At 64.2% G+C, this 514-nt stretch carries 1 protein-coding gene; it reads left to right on the top strand.

Translation table 11 applies throughout. The annotated features are described in order from the left end of the window. The coding region (locus tag SRAH_RS11700) for a bifunctional enoyl-CoA hydratase/phosphate acetyltransferase (protein WP_029463516.1) at positions 1 to 514 on the top strand (514 nt) is incomplete at both ends.

Raw genomic sequence — 514 nt, 5'->3', positions numbered from 1 at the left:
TCATGAAAGGCAGCCTGCACACCGACGAGCTGATTGCTGCCGTGCTGCAGCGCAAAGAGCTGCGCACCGGGCGGCGCATGTCGCACGTGTTTCGCTTTGACGTGCCGCTCTACAGCAAGCCGCTGCTCATCACCGACGCCGCGCTCAACATCCGCCCCAGCTTGGGTGAGAAGGTCGATATCGTGCAAAACGCGATCGACTTTGCGCGCATCTTGGGCGTGCAGCAGCCGCGGGTGGCGATCTTGTCGGCGGTCGAGACCGTCAACCCCAACATCCCCTCCACGCTGGATGCGGCGGCGCTGTGCAAAATGGCCGACCGGGGCCAGATCAAAGGCGGCGTGCTCGACGGCCCGCTGGCTTTTGACAACGCCATTTCGGCCCAGGCCGCAGCCATCAAGCACATCGTGTCGCCGGTTTCTGGCCAGGCCGACGTCCTGATGGTGCCCGATTTGGAGAGCGGCAATATGCTGGCCAAGCAGCTCGAATACCTGGCCGGGGCCACCGGATCGGGCAT

The sequence above is a fragment of the Serpentinimonas barnesii genome, assembly GCF_000696225.1.
In the GTDB taxonomy this organism is placed as follows: Bacteria; Pseudomonadota; Gammaproteobacteria; order Burkholderiales; family Burkholderiaceae_C; genus Serpentinimonas; species Serpentinimonas barnesii.
Note: the sequence above shows the minus strand (reverse complement) of the source record. Positions and strands in the feature narration are given on the sequence as shown.